Source organism: Halobaculum sp. D14, assembly GCF_051195135.1.
Classification (GTDB): domain Archaea; phylum Halobacteriota; class Halobacteria; order Halobacteriales; family Haloferacaceae; genus JBNTKA01.
This window is the reverse complement of sequence record NZ_JBNTKA010000004.1, coordinates 22,013-38,487: the sequence shown is the minus strand read 5'-3', so window position 1 is coordinate 38,487 and position 16,475 is coordinate 22,013. Positions and strand designations below refer to the sequence as shown.

15 protein-coding genes and 1 tRNA gene are annotated in these 16,475 nt (G+C 71.4%); 10 read left to right on the top strand and 6 right to left on the bottom strand.

The features are described from left to right. The first annotated feature begins 128 nt into the window (after nt 1–128). The 7 genes from ACQUST_RS13290 to ACQUST_RS13260 all read left to right on the top strand — a co-directional run bounded on the left by ACQUST_RS13290 (nt 129) and on the right by ACQUST_RS13260 (nt 7,449). On the top strand, nt 129–878 hold the full coding sequence (locus tag ACQUST_RS13290; protein WP_435129480.1) for a hypothetical protein: 750 nt from the start codon (nt 129–131) through the stop codon (nt 876–878). 26 nt (nt 879–904) lie between these two features. After that, a tRNA-Ser gene (locus ACQUST_RS13285) sits at nt 905–986 on the top strand. A gap of 387 nt (nt 987–1,373) precedes the next feature. Further along, nucleotides 1,374–3,479 carry a ribosome rescue protein RqcH gene (gene rqcH, locus ACQUST_RS13280; RefSeq protein WP_435129477.1) on the top strand — a complete coding sequence of 702 codons (2,106 nt, stop codon included), beginning with the start codon at nt 1,374–1,376 and terminating at the stop codon, nt 3,477–3,479. A gap of 2 nt (nt 3,480–3,481) precedes the next feature. Further along, nucleotides 3,482–4,138 (top strand): DUF4013 domain-containing protein, encoded by a 657-nt coding sequence (locus ACQUST_RS13275; protein ID WP_435129474.1) that lies wholly within the window; start codon nt 3,482–3,484, stop codon nt 4,136–4,138. 9 nt (nt 4,139–4,147) lie between these two features. Beyond that, nucleotides 4,148–4,849, top strand: coding sequence for a DUF4013 domain-containing protein (locus ACQUST_RS13270; protein ID WP_435129472.1), 702 nt, complete (start codon nt 4,148–4,150; stop codon nt 4,847–4,849). Between the two features lie 94 nt (nt 4,850–4,943). Next, nucleotides 4,944–6,011, top strand: coding sequence for an mRNA surveillance protein pelota (locus ACQUST_RS13265; protein ID WP_435129469.1), 1,068 nt, complete (start codon nt 4,944–4,946; stop codon nt 6,009–6,011). 160 nt (nt 6,012–6,171) lie between these two features. Next, nucleotides 6,172–7,449 (top strand): MFS transporter, encoded by a 1,278-nt coding sequence (locus ACQUST_RS13260; RefSeq protein WP_435129466.1) that lies wholly within the window; start codon nt 6,172–6,174, stop codon nt 7,447–7,449. A gap of 51 nt (nt 7,450–7,500) precedes the next feature. Here the strand turns inward: ACQUST_RS13260 and ACQUST_RS13255 are convergent, their stop codons facing one another. The 4 genes from ACQUST_RS13255 to ACQUST_RS13240 all read right to left on the bottom strand — a co-directional run bounded on the left by ACQUST_RS13255 (nt 7,501) and on the right by ACQUST_RS13240 (nt 11,125). Then, the gene (locus tag ACQUST_RS13255; RefSeq protein WP_435129463.1) at nt 7,501–7,992 is read right to left on the bottom strand and encodes a hypothetical protein; all 492 of its coding nucleotides are present in this window, start codon (nt 7,990–7,992) and stop codon (nt 7,501–7,503) included. A gap of 88 nt (nt 7,993–8,080) precedes the next feature. Further along, nucleotides 8,081–9,079 (bottom strand): ornithine cyclodeaminase family protein, encoded by a 999-nt coding sequence (locus tag ACQUST_RS13250; protein ID WP_435129460.1) that lies wholly within the window; start codon nt 9,077–9,079, stop codon nt 8,081–8,083. Between the two features lie 215 nt (nt 9,080–9,294). Beyond that, a complete protein-coding gene (locus tag ACQUST_RS13245; protein ID WP_435129457.1) occupies nt 9,295–9,528 on the bottom strand; it encodes a hypothetical protein in 234 nt (77 codons plus the stop codon). 307 nt (nt 9,529–9,835) lie between these two features. Then, nucleotides 9,836–11,125, bottom strand: coding sequence for an OFA family MFS transporter (locus tag ACQUST_RS13240; RefSeq protein WP_435129454.1), 1,290 nt, complete (start codon nt 11,123–11,125; stop codon nt 9,836–9,838). A gap of 136 nt (nt 11,126–11,261) precedes the next feature. On the opposite strand from ACQUST_RS13240, the gene ACQUST_RS13235 reads away from it, so the two are divergent. The 3 genes from ACQUST_RS13235 to ACQUST_RS13225 all read left to right on the top strand — a co-directional run bounded on the left by ACQUST_RS13235 (nt 11,262) and on the right by ACQUST_RS13225 (nt 14,838). Then, nucleotides 11,262–12,224, top strand: coding sequence for a mechanosensitive ion channel family protein (locus ACQUST_RS13235; RefSeq protein WP_435129452.1), 963 nt, complete (start codon nt 11,262–11,264; stop codon nt 12,222–12,224). A gap of 88 nt (nt 12,225–12,312) precedes the next feature. Then, nucleotides 12,313–13,965 (top strand): hypothetical protein, encoded by a 1,653-nt coding sequence (locus tag ACQUST_RS13230; protein WP_435129449.1) that lies wholly within the window; start codon nt 12,313–12,315, stop codon nt 13,963–13,965. Nucleotides 13,966–14,028: 63 nt separating this feature from the next. Continuing rightward, entirely contained in the window at nt 14,029–14,838 is an 810-nt protein-coding gene (locus tag ACQUST_RS13225) for an endonuclease NucS domain-containing protein (RefSeq protein ID WP_435129447.1), read from the top strand. Between the two features lie 72 nt (nt 14,839–14,910). Here ACQUST_RS13225 and ACQUST_RS13220 read toward each other — a convergent pair whose 3' ends face one another. Beyond that, a complete protein-coding gene (locus ACQUST_RS13220; RefSeq protein WP_435129444.1) occupies nt 14,911–15,543 on the bottom strand; it encodes a hypothetical protein in 633 nt (210 codons plus the stop codon). 316 nt (nt 15,544–15,859) lie between these two features. Continuing rightward, on the bottom strand, nt 15,860–16,420 hold the full coding sequence (locus ACQUST_RS13215; RefSeq protein WP_435129441.1) for a TATA-box-binding protein: 561 nt from the start codon (nt 16,418–16,420) through the stop codon (nt 15,860–15,862). Between the last annotated feature and the right edge of the window lie 55 nt (nt 16,421–16,475).

Below are 16,475 nucleotides of genomic sequence, written 5' to 3'. Positions count from 1 at the left end.
CCGCCGAGCCGCCGAGGTACCGAGCCGCGAACCGCTGCACTGTCGGCGCCCGACCACCGAGGAGTCGTGGCCCGTTCGCTCGCCGCGATTTGAGAAACCCTTAGGCGGCCGCCGACGTTGCCTCCGGTATGACTGTTGTCGCCGTGCTCGCGGACCCGCCGCGGCCCGGACTCGTGCTCGACGGCCTCGTCGACTCGTCGCCGCTGTCCGCAGAACAGGCCGCGTCGCTGTACGGCGCGATGCTGAAGGACACGTTCCGCGCCGTCGAGCGCAGCGGCGGCGACCTGCTCGTCAACTTCCGGCCGGACGACCTGCTCCCCGACGAGCACGTCGCGGAGACGGCGAGCGAGGCGGCGCTCCGGACGCTCGCCGGCGACGCCCTCGACGACATCACGGACGCCCGGTTCGAACCGCAGGTCGGCTCCACGGAGTCGGCGCGCGCCGGCAACACCGCGACCCACCTGCTGCGGGAGGAGGACGTCAGGTCCGTCGCGGTCGTCCGCGGCACCGCGCCGCTTCTCACCCGGTCGCTCGTCGACTCGGCGGCGATGAAGCTCCGGACGAACGAGACCGTCCTCGGCCCGGCGACGCGCGGCCGCGTCTACTTCGCCGGGTTCACCGAGCCGGTCGACTTCGAGGACGCCTTGGGCGAGGACGAACTGGAGACGCTGACGGCGCGCAGCGCCGACGCCGGCAACGACGTCGAGTACCTCCCGCTGCAGGTCGGCGTCGCCGACGCGGCCGACCTCCGCGACCTCCTCCCGGTGCTGTGGAGCCGCCTCGACGCCGAGCGCGCCGTCCCCGAACACACCGCGACGGTCGTCCACGACCTCGGACTCCGGGTGCGGGACGGCGAAGTCGTCATCGACACTCCTTAGGTGGGGAGCCCCGAAGTCGGCGACGCGGTGGGATGGCAGAGTGGCCCATTGCGCCTGCCTTGAAAGCAGGTGGCGCAAGCCTCCTGGGTTCGAATCCCAGTCCCACCGACCCGCGTTTTCGACGCCGCCCACCGAGGCGGAGTCCGCCGCGAACCGACCGGCAGGCACGGAACGAATAACCGACCGGCAGGCACGGAACGAATAACCGACCGGCAGGCACGGAACGAATCGGTCAGTGGCGGGTCCGTGCGTGGCGCGCGTCGCTCGCGCTGCGTCGCGAGCGGTGCGCGCGAGGGATGAGCCCGGAGCGAGCACCGCGAGCGACGGGCGAATCGGCTGGGGAGGCCGCGCGAGCACCGCGAGCGCGAGCGGCCGCGGCGCGGACCGGACGGACACGCGCCGAGTCACGGCGGTCCGCGGAGCGCTCCCGCAGAGCACTCCCGCAGCGCAATCCCGCAACGCCCAAACGGCCGCCCCATGTACGTCCAGAGAAGAATGGAGCCGAAACGCGAGATGACGTCGGTCGACCTCACCGCGCTCGTCGGCGAGCTGCAGCGCTACGAGGGCGCGAAGGTCGACAAGGTCTACCTCTACGGCGACGATTTGGTGCGGTTCAAGCTCCGTGACTTCGACCGCGGCCGCGTGGAGCTGCTGGTGGAGACTGGCGAAGTGAAGCGGTGTCACGTCGCGGCGGCGGAGCACGTCCCGGACGCGCCGGGCCGCCCACCGGAGTTCGCGAAGACGCTGCGCGCACAGATCGGCGGCGGCGACTTCGTCGACATCTCCCAGTACGAGTTCGACCGCATCCTCACTTTCGAGTTCGAGCGGCCCGACCAGGATACGACGGTGGTCGCGGAGCTGTTCGGGGAGGGGAACGTCGCGGTGCTCGACGAGAACAACGAGGTGCAGCGCAGCCTCGAAACCGTCCGGCTGAAATCCCGGACGGTCGCGCCGGGTAGCCAGTACGAGTACCCCGGGAGCCGGCTGAACCCGCTCGACGTCCGCTTCGAGGCGTTCGAAGCGAAGATGCGCGAATCAGACACCGACGTCGTGCGGACGCTCGCGACCCAGCTCAACCTCGGCGGGCTCTACGGCGAGGAGTTCTGTACGCGCGCCGGCGTCGACAAGACGACCGACATCGACGACGTCACCGACGAGGAACTGCGCGCCATCCACGACGCGATGGAGCGGCTCGCAGAGCGGCTCCGCTCGGGCGACCTCGACCCGCGCGTCTACCTGGAGGACGGCGACGTCGTCGACGTGACGCCGCTGCCGCTGGAGGAGCGCGACGGCCTGGAGTCTGAGGCGTACGACGACTTCAACGCCGCGCTCGACGCCTACTTCCACCGGCTCGACCTCACCGAAGACGAGGACGTCGACGAGTCCCCGGAGTTCGAAGCCGAGATCGCGAAGCAGAAACGCATCATCGAACAGCAGGAGAACGCCATCGAGGACTTCCGCGAGCAGGCCGAACGCGAGCGCGAGAAAGCCGAGTTGGTGTACGCTCACTACGACCTCGTCGACGACGTGCTCTCGACGGTCCAGCGGGCGCGCGAGGACGGCCGGCCGTGGGACGACATCGCGGAGACGTTCGAAGCGGGCGCCGAACGCGGCATCCCGGAGGCCGAGGCCGTCGAAGACGTCGACGGCGCGAACGGCACCGTGACGCTCCGGCTCGACGACACGGCCGTGACGCTCGACGCCGCGAACGGCCCCGAGAAGAACGCCGACAGGCTGTATCAGGAGGCGAAGCGCATCGAAGAGAAGATGGAGGGCGCGAAGCAGGCTATCGAGAACACCCGCGAGGAGCTCGAAGCCGTCAAGCAGCGCCGCGAAGCGTGGGAGGCCGAGGAGGAGGAATCCGAGGCGGAGGCGCAGGCGGAGGCGGGCGAAGCGGAGGAAGAAGCTGTCGACTGGCTGTCGCGGTCGTCGGTCCCGGTCCGGAAGCAGGACCACTGGTACGACCGGTTCCGGTGGTTCAGGACCTCCGACGGCTTCCTCGTGCTCGGCGGCCGGAACGCCGACCAGAACGAGGAGCTCGTGAAGAACTACATGGACGCCGACGACCTGTTCTTGCACACGCAGGCGCACGGCGGCCCCGTCACGCTCGTCAAGGCGACCGCGCCCTCGGAGCCGGCGCAGGACGTCACCATCCCGGAGCGGAGCCGCGAGGAGGCCGCGCAGTTCGCCGTGTCGTACTCGTCGGTGTGGAAGGACGGCCGCGGCGCCGGCGACGCCTACCTCGTGACGCCCGACCAGGTGTCGAAGACCCCCGAGTCCGGCGAGTACATCGAGAAGGGCGGATTCGTCATCCGCGGCGACCGCGACTACTACCGCGACGTCCCGGCGCGGGTCGCCGTCGGCATCCAGGTGGAGCCGGAGACGCGCGTCATCGGCGGCCCGCCGTCCGCCATCGAACCGGAGGCGGAGACCACCATCGAACTGCAGCCCGGGCAGTTCGCGCAGAACGACGCGGCGATGAAGTGCTACCGGGCGTTCAAGTCCCGCTTCGCCGACGACTCGTTCGTCCGGAAAGTCGCGTCGGCCGACCTGATTCAGGAGTTCCTGCCGCCGGGCGGCAGCGACCTCCTCGGAGTGTAGCCGTGCTGTCCGAGGCGCTCCGCTACCCGTTCGGCGGCGACCGCGGCGACCGCGGCGACGCCGCCGAAACGCTCGCCGTCGGCTTCGGGCTCCACCTGGTCTCCGTCTGGGTGCCGGTGCTGCCGCTCGTCCCCGTGCTCGGCTACCTGCTCCGAGTGCTCCGGCCCGACGCGGCCGACGCGCCGCCGCGGTTCACCGACGTCCCGTCGCTGCTCCGCGACGGCGTCGTCGCCGCCGTCGTCGCCGCCGCGTACCTCGCGGTTCCGGTCGTCGGCCTCGCCATCACCGCCCGCGGACTGTTCCTCGGCGGCCCGGGCGCAGGCGTCGGCCGGCTCGGCGTCATCGTCGGCGGCGCCGCCACCATCCTGTTCGTCTGCTGTTTCACCTACCCGCTCCCCGCGGCGCTCGCCGCGGCGGCCCGCAGCGGCCTCCGCACCGCCTTCGACGTCCGGGCGCTGCTCGGCGTCGTAACGAACGCCCGGTACTTCTACGGCTGGAGCATCGGCGTCGGCGCGCTCGGCGTCGCGGCCGCGTTCGCGACGTCGCCGGCGCGCCCGGTCGCGCTCGTCGGCTACTTCCTGCTGTTTTACGCCGAGGTCGTCGCCGCGGCCGCGGTCCGCGACGCCGTCGGGGGAAAGCGTTTTCTCGGCTCCTGTTGACGGAGACGTATGTTCGAAGACGCTGTCAAGTTCCCCCTCGAAAGCGAGGACCGGGTGTCGACGCTCATCATCGGCGGCGTACTCACCCTGCTGAGCGTACTCATCATCCCGGCGTTCATCGTGCAGGGCTACCTCATCCGGGTGCTTCGGGCGGCGGCGACCGGCGAAGAGGCGGCGCCGTCGTTCACCGACTGGGGCGACCTGTTCGTCGACGGCCTGAAGCTGCTCGTCATCAACTTCGTCTACGGCATCGCCATCATGGTGCCGTTCGTCCTGGTCGTCGTCGTCATCGGCGGCGGCGCCGCGTTCGCCGAGAGCTCCGGCGGCGTCGCCGCGCTCGGCGTCGTGACGCTGCTGCTGTTCGCGCTCGTCACAGTCGTCGCGCTCGTCATCTCGTACGTCATCCCGGCTGCGCTCACCAACTTCGCGCTCGAAGGCTCGCTGAGCGCCGCCTTCGACGTCGACACAATCAAGCAGGTCGCGCTCACCAGCGACTACTTCGTCGGCGTCCTGCTCGGCGTCGTCCTCGGCGGCGTCATCGGCACCATCGCGTCGCCGCTCGTGTTCCTCCTCGTCGGCATCCCGCTGCTGTTCTACGGGCAGGTCGTCACGTACTACTGCTTCGGCCGCGGCTTCGCCGACGCCCGCAGCGGGGCCGGCGCCGGTGCCGCAGGCGGCCCGGTGGCGGACGCGCAGCGCGACGCGTACTGAACGGTCGGGCATTCTTCCGGGGTTCCACGTCGCAGGCGCCGTGTTCGGCGGGCGTCTGAGAAGGCCTTTGTAGCCGCCCGCCGGAGGGTTCCGCATGCGCATCGAAGGCCGCGGACGCGGCGAGGAGGGCCGCACGCGCCTCACGGTCGTCCCGGAGACGACCGACGACCTCTGGCACCTCTCGCACGTCCTCGAACCCGGCGACCTCGTCGAGGCGGACACCACGCGCCGCATCCAGCGCGACGACGAGGCGCTCCGGGACACCGGCGGCGAACGCGAACACATCCACGTCACCATCGAGGTCGAGGACGTCGAGTTCGCCCGGTTCGCGAACCGGCTCCGCGTCGGCGGCGTCATCGTCGACGCCTCCCGCGAGGACCAGCTCGGCCACCACCACACCATCAACGTCGAAGAGCGGAAGGAGCTCACCATCGAAAAGGAGTTCAAGCCCGATCAGCTCGAGCGCGTCCAGGGGGCCGAGGAGGCCACGGGCGCGCCGGACGTCGCCATCGCCACCGTCGAGGAGGGCGCAGCCTACATCCACACCGTCCAGCAGTACGGCACCGAGGAGTACGCCAGCTTCACGAAGCCGACCGGGAAGGGCGACTACGCCCGGCCGCGCGAGGAGCTGTTCGAGGAGCTCGGCGAGGCGCTGTCCCACCTCGACCCCGACGCCATCATCCTCGCCGGCCCGGGGTTCACGAAGAACGACGCCCGCGACTACGTCGCCGAGGAGTTCCGCGACCTCGACGACCGAATCACGGTCGTCGACACCTCCGCCGCCGGCGACCGCGGCGTCCACGAGGTCCTGAAGCGCGGCGCCGTCGCCGACGTCCAAGAGGAGACGCGCATCGCCCGCGAGGCCGAACTCATCGACGAACTCACCGAACGCATCGCGGAGGGCGCGAAGGCGACGTACGGCGTCGAGGAGACGATGGAGGCCGCCGAGTTCGGCGCCGTCGAGACGCTGCTCATCCTCGACGAGCGCCTCCGCGCCGAACGGCAGGGGGAGGGCGACTGGGACGTCGACGCCAACGACCTCATCGAGGAGGTCGAACAGAAAGGCGGCGACGTCGTCGTGTTCTCCGCGGACTTCGCGCCCGGCCAGCAGCTGTCGAACCTCGGCGGCGTCGCCGCGCTCCTCCGCTACCGGCTCCAGTAGCCGCAGGGCCACGGCCGGCAGCCGACACCAGGATTCCTCACGTTCCGGGCGTCTCGGCCCGACGACGCCTCGCGTCCAGCGATGTCCCGGCGTCGTCCGCGCGGCCGTCGCCGTTCGCCGCGTCCCAAACCTACAAGCGCCCCGTCTATAAGGAACGACCATGTTCTACCAGCGGCTGGAGCGTCGGCACCTGATGTGGGCGGTGCTGGCGTTCGGGTTCCTGTTCGTCAACTTCTTCCGGAACTCGACGGCGGTGCTGACCGGCGACCTCGCCGCGACGTTCGACGCGACGGCGGCCGAACTCGGACTGTTGCACTCGTCGTTCTACTACATCTACGCCGCCGCACAGCTCCCCGCGGGGCTCGTCGCGGACCGCTACGGGCCGCGGCGCGTCGTCGGCGCGGGCCTCGTCGGCATGGCGGTCGGCGTCGGCGTGTTCGCCGCGAGCGACTCGCTGGCGGTCGGCTTCCTCGGCCGCTTCCTCGCGGGGCTCGGCGGCAGCGTCATCTACGTCGCCGTCCTCCGGTTCTGCGCGAACTGGTTCGCGCCCGAGGAGTTCGCGACGATGACCGGCTTCACCATCGCCGCGGCGGGGCTCGGCGGCGTCCTGGCGACGACGCCGCTCGCGGTCGCCGCCGGGATGGCCGGGTGGCGGTCGGTGCTGTTCGCCGCCGCCGCGACGATGCTGCTCGTCGCGGTCGCCGTGTTCGTCGGCGTCGAGGACCGGCCGGAGGCCGCGGACGCCGTCGCCGGCGGGCAGGTCGCGGGCGACGACCGAACCGCGGCGGGGCTCGGCGAGGTGCTCGCGGGCGCCCGGCGCGTGCTCTCCGACCTCGACACGTGGCTGATGGGCGTCATGCTGTTCCTCGTCATCGGGCTGAACTTCACGGTCGTCGGGCTGTGGGGCGTCCCGTACATCGTCCACGTGTACGACGCCTCGGTGGCGACGGCGGCGACGGCGGTGCTCGCCGCCAACGTCGGCTTCGCGCTCGGCTCGCCGGCGTTCGGCGCGCTCTCGGACCGAATCGGCAGCCGGACCGGCGTGATACTGGCCTCCTGCGTGGTCTTCCTCGCCGCCTACGGCGTCGTGTTCGTCACCGTGACCCCGCCGCTGGTCGTCGTCGCCGCGGTGCTGTTCGTCGCCATGTTCGTCTCCGGCGGCGCCATGGTCGCCTACACAGTCGCGAAAGAGCGGCACGCCGACGACAGCGGCGCCGCGACGGGCACCGTGAACGGACTGGCGTACGCCGGCGCCGCCGTGTTCCCCGGCGTCCTCGGCGCCGCGCTCGACGCCTACTGGACCGGGAAGGTCGTCGACGGGGCCCGCATCTACTCCGTCACCGGGTACCGCGTCGCCTTCGGCATCGTCACCGCCGGCGGCGTCCTGGCGGTCGCCTGCGCGCTCGCGCTCCACGTCCGGGAGCGACGCCGCTCCTGACCTGCCTCTGCGGGCGCGGCACGGGTTCGATGCCGCCGCGCTCTCCGCCGGCTACGTGGTCGAGTCGCCGAGCCCCGACAGCCCAACCGCGGCGCGCACGGCCGACGCGACAGCGAGGACGACGCCGAGCGCGACGGCGACGCCGAGCGTCGCCGCGAGGATTTCACCGCCGACCTCCGGGTCGGCGCCGTCGGCGAGCACGGCCGCCGCGGAGCCCAGAACGACGCCGACGCCGACGACGAACACCTCCGCGCCGGCTAGTACCAGTTCGACCGCTGACGGGCGGCTCCCGGTGTCGTAGTACGTTACGAGGCCGTGGACCGCGCGGAGGAGGACGAGTCCGGCGAGCACCGCTTCGCCGCCGAGCAGCGCGAACAGCGCGGCGCCGACCGTCGAACCGGGCGCCGTCGCGCCGGGGCCGAACACGCCGACGTAGCCGACCGCGGCGGCGACGAGGACGGCGGCCGCGACGGCGCCGGACGCTGCCAACAGCGGCTTTTCGCGGGCGGCGGCGCCGACCCGCGTCGAGAGCGTCGAAGGCACAGTGGCGTCTCGGCGGCCGCAGTGAAGTGTGTTCTTGCCGCCCGGCGCCACGCCGCGGTCGACTCGGACTGTCGGTTCGGCCCGTCGACTACTGGCCGGTGAGCGCCTGGCTCGCCGGCGAGACGTCGATCGTGGAGCCCAGCCCTTCGTCGACGGCTTTCTCGTACAGCAGGTACGCTGCGGCCGCGGTTTCGACGCCGGTGCCGCCGGAGTCGAACACCGTGATTTCGTCGTCGCTCGTGCGGCCCGGTTCGACGCCGGCGACGACCTCGCCGAGTTCCGCGTGCACGTGGTCCTCGTCGACGACGCCGGCGTCCAGCGCGGACAGGAACGACCCGGCGTCGTGGGTCGCGCGGGCGCGGAGGTCCGGGACGTACGTGGCGCGCTCGATGGTGGTGTGGTCGAGTTCGCGCTTGTCGGGGTCGTACTGCCCCATCGCGGTGACGTGCGTCCCCGGGTCGAGGAGGTCGCCGTCGAACACCGGTTCGTCGGCGTTCGTCGCCGTGACCACGATGTCGGCGTCCTCGACGGCGGCGGCCGGCGACGCGACCGCAGCGACCGCGGCGTCCAGTTCCGTGTTGAGTTCGCCGGCGAACTCCTCGCGGTGCTCTTTCGTCGGCGAGTACACCCAGACCGTTTCGAGGTCGCGGACCTCGGCGGTCGCCTTCAGTTGGCCGCGCGCCTGCGCGCCGCTGCCGAACAGCGCGAGCGACGTCGCGTCCTCGCGGGCCAGCGCGTCGACGCCGACCGCCCCGGCGGCGCCGGTCTTGTACGGATTCATCGAGGCGCCGTCGAGCAGCGCCAGCGGCTCGCCGGAGTCGGCGTCGAACAGCGGCGACATGAACCAGGCGTCGCGGGCGCCGAACCCCGCGGAGTACATGTATCCGCCCATCGCCCCGGTGTCGGGCAGCACGGCCGCGTACGTCGTCAGCATCCCCGGCGGCTCGTCGTTCACCAGCTTCGTCCGCGGCTCCGCCGGCGCGCCCTCGCCGACCTGTCGGTACGCGTCGCGGACCGCGTCGACGTACTCCGCGGGCGTCGCCAGCCCGTCGACGTCGTCGCTCGATAAGTACAGCGTTTCAGTCACGCGTCGGCGTTCGCCCGGGAGGGATAAAAGCGGGACGCCGACAGAGACGGCGGCTCGACGCGGCGCGGAGTCGACCCGGGAGCGACTCCGCGGCCGACTGAGGCTCCGACTCGGGCGGCGCGGCCGCGGTCGACCGAACGACGGAGTCGGGACTGGTCGGGTGAGCGGTCGGCGAAGAAATGCAGCGGTCGTCGAGTCGGTGGTCTGCTGGCCGTTCAGTCCGCGTTGGGTGCCGGGCCGGAGGCGGCGTTCGTGGTGCCCGACGCGGTCGACCCGGTCGACGCGACTGGGCCACGAACGAACATGGCGTGACCGATGAGCAGCGCGGACGCGGCGCCGCCCACGGGCACGGCCGCCCGGACAGGCAGCCCCGCGAGCGCCAGAACTGCGGTGATTCCGAGAAGCGCGGCGGGGATGAGGCCGAGAACGTAGTCGTGGTATCCAGTCATAATCCATGTAGTTCTACTACCCCCGGTAATATAATAGTTTCCCATACCCGCCTGGTACGTCCTCTACGAATGACGAAATGGATTCTCATAAGTTATGAGGAGGTACGGCTCCGCGGAGGCTCGAAACAGGCGATACGCCGACCGCTCAGACGCGACGATTTTGTGAATCACAAAACCCCGCGTCGGAACCGGTGCGACAGAACGACGCGAACCGCCCCCGGGACGGGTCGCTATCCACGGCTTTCGGTGGTGAGAACAGCGAAACCAGCGAATGCGGTCGAAAGAGGGTTTGCGGCTCGGTCCGACGCTACCGCGGCGACGAGAGCGCGAGCGCGGCGACGCCGGCGAGCACCGCGGCCGCGCCGCCGACGGAGAACGCCGCCGTCCAGGAGGTGACGCCGACGAGCCAGCCGACGAGCGCGCCGCCGAAGACGCCGCCCCACATCTTCCCGGAGTACAGCAGCGCGTAGTTCGCCGAGGAGTGCTCGTGGCCGTAGTAGTCGCCGACCACGCTCGGGAACAGCGTGTACTGCGGCGACCAGAAGAACGTCGCGACGACGACGGCGGCGACGAACGGGAGCGCCGCGCCGCGCTGGGCGAAGTAGACGACGCCGAACACGCCGAGACCGCACAGCGTGAACGACGCCGCCATCGCCCGTTCGCGGTCGACGCGGTCGGAGAGGTCGCCGACGACCAGTCGCCCGATGCCGCCGGCGATGGGCAGCACCGTCGCGCCCGCGGTCGCCGTAATCGCGTTCAGTCCGAGCGCGTCCGCGAACGAGACGACCTGCGCGGTCAGCATCAGCCCCGCGGCGGAGACGCCGATGAACATGGCGTACATCACCCAGAACTGCCACGTCCGGAGCATCTCCGTCGACGTGAACTGCTCGCCGGTCGCCGAGACAGCGCCGTCGTCAGCGCCCGTCTCCGCGTCGCCGTCGGCCTCACCGTCGCCGGCACCTTCCCCGGCGTCGGTGGCTTCGAGCCAGTCGGTCGGCGGGTCGCGAAGCACGAGCGCGCCGACGAGGACGCCGACGCCGATGACGAGTCCGAGGTTGAACAGCACGTCCGCGTACGACCCGACGTCCGCGTTCGCGCGGACGTACGGGACGACGAGCGCCGACCCGCCCGCGAACGCCATCGTGCCGACGCCGGTCGTGAGGCCGCGGCGGTCCGGGAACCACTTCAGCGCCGTGTTGACGGCGACCGTGTAGACGATGCCGACGCCGACCGCCCCGAGGATGTAAAACAGATAGAGCTGCCAGACCTCGGTGGCGACGGAGAGGCCGAGGTAGCCGCCGCCGGCGAGGACGCCCGCGAGCAGCGTCAGCCGCCGCGGCCCCGACCGGTCGCGGATCCAGCCGACCGGGAACTGCGACCCGGACTGGAACACGACGAACAGCGTGAACACCAGCCCGATGGCCTCCGGCGAAATGTTCAGCGACTCCGCGAGCGGCGACTGAATGGACGACCACACGTACTGGTACGGGCTGACGAGCGCCATCATCACCGCGGCGGCGACGACCTGCCACCACCGCGAGAAGCCGAGAATCTCGCGCGCCCGGGCCGCGTGGTCGACCGACGAGTCCGTGCCCATGCCTTCAGGTTCGTGGAGAGCCAATTCAGCGTTCCGTCTCACGCCGGACGCGACCCGTCAGATACCAGAGCACGGTGCTAGCTGGCCGGAGTCCGGGTATCCGAACGGTTTGTCCCGGCGGCCGGTGCTTCGTCGTGTGCGACGACCACTCGGATACGCGTCGTTCGTCCTCGCCGTCGCGGCGACGCTCGCGTCGGTCGGGATTCGGGCGACGACGCCGCTGGCGTCGCTCGGGCTGCCCGCCGTCGCCGGCGTGACCCCCGATTCGGCGGCGGCGACGCTGCTTCTCGCCGCCGCGGTCGTGCTGGCGACGAACGGCGCGTACTTCCTCGTGTCCACCGTCGCGACGCGGGGAGCCAGCACCCGCCGGCGGCACGAACTCCGGAACGCGCTGCGGCTCGCGTTCGGCGCGCTCGCGCTGCTCGGCGTGCTCGGCGTGCTCACCGACCAGTGGGTCGGCGTGCTGGTGTCGCTCGGCGTCGTCGGGTTCGCCGTCACGTTCGCGCTCCAGCAGCCGCTCCTGTCGCTGGTGGCGTGGTTCTACATCACGGTGAAGCGGCCGTACCGGATCGGCGACCGCGTCGAAATCGACGGCGAGAAAGGCGACGTCATCGAGGTCGACTTCCTCGTCACGACGCTGTGGGAGATCAACGGCTCGCTCGTCTCGACGAACCAGCCGTCCGGCCGCGTGGTCACGGTCCCGAACAGCAAGGTGCTGAGCTCCGACATCGTGAACTTCGGCGGCGCCGGCTTCCCGTACGTCTGGAACGAACTCGCGGTGCAGGTCGCCTACGAGACCGACCTGGCGTTCGCCCGCGAGACCATGGTCGGCGTCGCCGACGACTACCTCGGCGACGAGATGGCGGCCGCAATCGAACACTACCGCCGCCGGCTCTCGGAGACCGCGGTGGAACTCGAAGTCGCCGAGCGGCCGTCAGTCAACGTCGTCCAGACGGAGTCGTGGGTCGAACTTCGGCTGCGCTACCTCACGCGGCCGCGCGGCGCCACGAACGTCCGCAACGAACTGTACGAGCGAATCCTCGACGAGTTCAACGACAACCCCGACCGCGTGAGCTTCCCGCTCGGCCGGAACCGCTGACGGGGGAGCCGATTCGTCGAGGCCGTCACGGCGGGACCGGCGCGCACGTCCGCCGCACGCTTTTGTCACTCCGTAACACACCGAAGCCATGGCTCGGGACACGACGGCGGTGCTGAGGCGGCTCCGCGTCCTCGGCGTCGGCGTCGCGGCGTGCGTCGGCGGCGGCCTCCTGTACGTGCCGCGCGGCGTCGCGGAGACCGCGGGGCCGCTCTCGCCGCTGTCGTACCTGCTCGCCGGCGCCGCCGCCGTCGCTGTCGCCGCCGCGTACGCCGTGCTCGCCGCCGCGTTCCCCGGGGACGGCGTCGTCTACCGCGCCGTCTCACGGACGTGGGGGTCACGCCGACTCGGGGTGCTCGCGTCGTGGCCGTCGCTGGCGGCGTACGTCGCGCTCGTGGCGCTGCTCGCCGACTGGCTCGGCCACCTCGCGCCGCTCCCGGCGACCGCCGGGTCGTACCTCTACGAGTCGATGGCCGTCCCGCCGGTGCTCGTCGACCTGCTCGGCGTCGCGCCGACGCCCGCGCTCGCCGACGGCGTCGCCGTCGCGGTCTGCGTCGCCGGCTGGCTCGCGCACGCGGTCGGTCGTCGCCGCGCCGTCTCCGTCGTCGCCGCGGTCGCGGTCGGCGTCGTCGCGGCGCTGACGCTCGGGCTGCTCGCCGCGTTCGTCCCCGGCGTCGGGGAGTTCACGCTGCGCAGCTTCGAGCCGGTGCTGCCGACCGCCGACCTCAGAGCCGACCCGGTCGGGCGGCTCGTCGCCGGCGCCGGCGCCGCTGTGTTCGCGTTCGTCGGCGTCGAAGCGGCCGCCCACGCGGCGGCGGCAGTCACCGCCACCCCGGAGGCTACCGATGGGAATCCGGCCGGCGGCGCGACCACGGGGACGGCCGCTACGGGCGTCGTCGCCGCCGCTGGCGTCGTCGCGGTCGTGGTCACGCTGACCGCGACGGTGGCGCTCGGCGTGATTCCGTGGGTCCGACTCACGCTCGCGGACGTCCCCGCGGCGGACGCGATGGCGGCGTACCTCCCGGTCGACCCGGTCGCGCTGACCGGCGCCGTGAGCGTCCTTGCGGCCGGGGCCGGCGTCGTCGCGCTCGGCGTCCCCGCGGGCCGGACGCTCGCCGGGTACGCGGAGCTGTATCCGCCGCTCGGTCGCGGCCCGAGCGATCCGCCGGTCGTCTCGCTCGGGGTCGTGTACGCCGTCGCCGCCGCGCTCTGTCTCGTCGACGTGACCGGTGCGGCGCTGTACCTGGCGGTTCCCGGAATCGCCGTCGCGGCGCTCGCCGTCGCAGTGACCGCGGCCGCGCTTCCGTGGCTCCGCCCGGACCGACTACCCGCCGTGCCGTGGCTTCGGTCGCGACGTCGACACGTCGGACTGGGGGCCGTCGCGGTCCCGGTCGCCGGCTGGCTGTTCGTCGCCGCGCTCACGCTCGACCCGGCGACGACGCTCGGCCGGACACTCCACAGCGTCACGCTCGCGCAGTTCGACTTCGAACTCGTCGCCGACACCGCCGTCACCGTCGCGCTCTGGTTCGCCGTCTGGGAGTTCGTCGGCGTCGTCGCGACGTTCGTCCTCGACGACTACCGCGACGCCGGCGGCGTCGACCTCCCGCCGCTCCGTGCCGCCCCCGGCGGAGCCGACACCGGTGCGGACCCCGACGAGGACAGCGACTCGGCTGCCGAGGCAGACACCGACGCGGCCGTCGGTGCCGACTCGGGCGGCGCCGACGGCACCGGCGAGCCGCGGTGACCGACAGACTCCCGAGCCGCCGGAAGCGACACGGATTTCTCCCGGGCCGCTGAACTCGGCGCCGTGACCGAAGGCGACGACGTGACGTATCCGGTGGCGTCGACCGCGGGGTTCGAGTCGGTCGCAGACCGCATCACTGCGGCGCGGGTGCGCGGCGAGCGCGTCCTGCTGACCGCCGAGTGCGAAACCGAGTACGACGGGAAGGCGGTCGCGGAACTCACCGCCGGCGACCGCGACGTCATCGTGAAACAGGACGGCGGGCTGACCGTGCACGCCCCGACCGGGACGAAGCCGCAGAACTGGCTCGGCAGCGGCGCGACCCTCTCGACGCGCGTCGTCGCCGGCGCCGAACACCCCGGCGACAACGACGAACCGCGGCTGCTGCTCCGCGGCCGCGACGGCTCCGGCGGCAGCGTCGACGAACTCGACGTGTACGTCTCGACGGTGTACCACCTCGACGCGCGGCGGCTCGCGGACCACGGCGCGAAGGACATCTCCGGCGTCGAAGCCGACCTGAAAGCGGCGCTGCTCGCGGACCCCGACGACATCGAGCCGGGGTTCCGCGTCGAGGAGGACGAGTACGACACCGGCGCCGGCCCGGTCGACATCGTCGGCCGCGACGCCGACGGCACGCGGACGCTCGTCGAACTGAAACAGCGCGCCATCGACCCGGAGGCCGTCCACCAACTCCGCCGGTACTGCGAGGCGAACACGCCCGACGGCGCCACCGACTCGGTCCGCGGCATCGTCGTCGGCCCCGGAATCAGCGACGACGCCGCGGCGCTCGCGGACGACTACGGCTACGACTTCGTCGAACGCGACCCGCCCAGACAGATCAGCCGCGACACCGCCACGCTCGACGAGTTCCTCTGAAAACGGCCACTCGGCGCCGAGCGTCCGAGCGGGCCGGGCGGGTCGTCTCTACTGTCCGCTCTTTCACCTGGTTCAGGAGCGCCGGCAGCGGCACTCGACGAGCGCGCGCTTCGACCGGAACCGGCCGCCGCAGTCGACGCACGTCACCGCGCTCTCGCCGGCGTCCGTCGTCACGCTGTGCCCACCGAGGTCGAAGGGCCGGGTGACGGTCCGCGGCCGGATGCGGCCCGGTATCTGCCGGTCGCTGTGCGCCGAGAGGTCGGCGCGGAGCCGAATCGTCTCCACGTCCGCGTCGCTCCACCGGTCGGCGGCGACGGCGGCGTCCCAGTCCGCCACCTCGGTCCAGCCGGTGACGAGCACCGGCGACGCCGTCTCGGTGTCGCTGACGACGACGACGAACCGCACGCCGGACTTGACGAGCGCGAACCGCCAGCCGTCGGTGCTGTTCCACCGGAGCTGCCCCCGCCGGATGGTCTCGCCGACCACCGGGAGCGAGATGTACCGGCCGGGCTGGCGCAGCCGCTCGCGGAAGTGGTCCGTCTGCGCGTACGCCCCCGGGTCACGCGTCGGGGGAGTGGAGACGTCGCGAACGCCGCCCGCGGGAGAATCCGGGGTCCGGGTGCGGGAGGGTGCGTCCGTGAACGACACGCCGCGACCGGTTTGCTCCGACGCGCTCGCGTCGGGACCGCCCTGTCGGGAAGCCACTATACCGGGGATTAGCAGTTCTCGTATAAACCCTTTACCCCCGTTCGTGCGCCGTGTTCCGCGTCAGCGACGACCGGTTTCCAGTTTCTCGGTGGCCCGACGCCGACTCGGTCGTCGACGGGCCCAGACGCGTCGAATCACGGCCCGCTGCACGGATACGGACTGCGAGGTCTCTGGAGAAAACGGAGCGGAATCTGCCGAAGAACGCCCTCGACCGGTTTCCGGGCGTGCTCACCGCCTATTCACGAACGCGAACCGTCGGTGAGCGCGGAGGGCCGTGTCTGCTCGCGGCGGAGCGGCGGTCGGGCGGCGTGAGTTAGCCGAGCAGGCCGAGCGACTCGATGCGTTCGACGATTTCCTCGACGGCCTCCTCGGCGTCGTCGGTGCGCTTGCCGCCCGTGATGACGATTTTCCCGGAGCCGAACAGCAGAATCACGACGTCCGGTTCGTCCATCCGGTAGACGAGCCCCGGGAACTGCTCGGGTTCGTACTCGACGTCCTCGAGGCCGAGGCCGATGGCGAGCGCGTTCAGGTTCAACTGGTGGCCGAGGTCGGCGGAGGAGACGATGTTCTGCACCGTGATGTCGGGGTCCTCCTCGACCGGAATCGACAGGCCCCGGAGCTTCTCGAAGATGATGCCGAGCGCGTCGTGGACGTCGTCGATGCTCTTCGCGCCGGTGCAGACGATCTTGCCGGAGCGGAAGATGAGCGCGGCGGCCTTCGGGTCCTGCGTCCGGTAGACGAGCCCCGGGAAGTTGTCGGGGTTGAAGTCGGCGCCGGGGAGGTCCTCCGCGAGCGCTTCGAGGTCGAGCTCCTGCCCGATCCCGGTCGATGCCACCACGTTCTGAATCTCGATTGAGTCTGCAGGGTCCGTCATGCGTCGTCTTTCCTCACCTCTGCTTATAAACCGATGGTTTATAAAGCCGGGTGCT

Coding starts and splice junctions, on each gene's coding strand:
- rqcH (WP_435129477.1), top strand. CDS start 1,374: ATGGAGCCGAAACGCGAGATGACGTCGGTCGACCTCACCGCGCTCGTC.
- ACQUST_RS13240 (WP_435129454.1), bottom strand. CDS start 11,125: ATGGGCACGGACTCGTCGGTCGACCACGCGGCCCGGGCGCGCGAGATT.
- ACQUST_RS13230 (WP_435129449.1), top strand. CDS start 12,313: ATGGCTCGGGACACGACGGCGGTGCTGAGGCGGCTCCGCGTCCTCGGC.
- ACQUST_RS13260 (WP_435129466.1), top strand. CDS start 6,172: ATGTTCTACCAGCGGCTGGAGCGTCGGCACCTGATGTGGGCGGTGCTG.
- ACQUST_RS13290 (WP_435129480.1), top strand. CDS start 129: ATGACTGTTGTCGCCGTGCTCGCGGACCCGCCGCGGCCCGGACTCGTG.
- ACQUST_RS13265 (WP_435129469.1), top strand. CDS start 4,944: ATGCGCATCGAAGGCCGCGGACGCGGCGAGGAGGGCCGCACGCGCCTC.
- ACQUST_RS13215 (WP_435129441.1), bottom strand. CDS start 16,420: ATGACGGACCCTGCAGACTCAATCGAGATTCAGAACGTGGTGGCATCG.
- ACQUST_RS13245 (WP_435129457.1), bottom strand. CDS start 9,528: ATGACTGGATACCACGACTACGTTCTCGGCCTCATCCCCGCCGCGCTT.
- ACQUST_RS13270 (WP_435129472.1), top strand. CDS start 4,148: ATGTTCGAAGACGCTGTCAAGTTCCCCCTCGAAAGCGAGGACCGGGTG.